Consider the following 941-nt stretch of genomic DNA (forward strand, 5'->3'; position numbering starts at 1 on the left):
GAAAACAAACGCCTGCGTTTAGAGGTGGCCTACATAAAAAAGTACAATGCCTTAGTTCAAGCCAAAGCCCAATCGGCGCAGCAGAAGCCACGCAAATAGTGCTTGAATTAAGGCCGCAGTTTCCATTGGCTGATTTGTTGAAACACGCTGATTTACCGCGTAGCACCTTCTATTACCAAAAGCAGGCTTTGGCGGAGAACGACAAGTATCAAGCGGTTAAAACGCAGCTTAAAGCGCTATTTGCTGAGCATAAGGGGCGCTATGGCTATCGACGGATCATGCTGGCGCTGAGAAAACAAGGCGAATGGCTGAATCACAAAACGGTTCAGCGCTTAATGCAAAAGCTGGGTTTGAAGTCGTGCGTTCGGCCTAAAAAGTACCGTTCCTACAAGGGTGAATGCGGCAAAGTCGCACCGAATCTATTACAGCGGCAATTTAGTGCGGATAAGCCCAATCAGAAATGGGTAACGGATGTGACTGAGTTTAATGTGCAGGGAGAAAAGCTCTATTTGTCACCGGTGCTGGATTTATACAATGGAGAAATTATCGCTTTTGAAATGGCGCGCCGCCCGGTATTTGCGCTGGTCAGTCAAATGCTAAAGAAAGCCTTAGCCAAGCTGAGCGCGGATGAAAAACCACTGCTGCATTCAGATCAGGGTTGGCAGTATCAAATGGCAGGGTATCGGCAGCAATTGGCAGAAAAAGGGCTGGTACAAAGTATGTCAAGAAAAGGCAATTGCCACGATAATGCAACGATGGAAAGCTTCTTTGGCACGTTGAAATCAGAGTTCTTTTACCAGGAAAAATTTACTAGTCTTGAGCAACTAGAGCAAGGCATCGTGGATTACATCCATTACTATAACCACGACCGAATCAAACTGAAGTTAAAAGGGCTGAGTCCTGTGCAATACAGAACCCAGCCCTTGAGCGCCTAGCTTTTA

The 941-nt window shown here is 46.4% G+C and carries 1 pseudogene; it reads left to right on the forward strand.

The features are described from left to right. Window positions 1–935: pseudogene (locus tag CSQ88_RS22485) on the forward strand (IS3 family transposase); the annotation flags it as partial. Window positions 936–941: the final 6 nt, after the last annotated feature.

Source organism: Iodobacter sp. BJB302, assembly GCF_002735645.1.
GTDB lineage: Bacteria > Pseudomonadota > Gammaproteobacteria > Burkholderiales > Chitinibacteraceae > Iodobacter.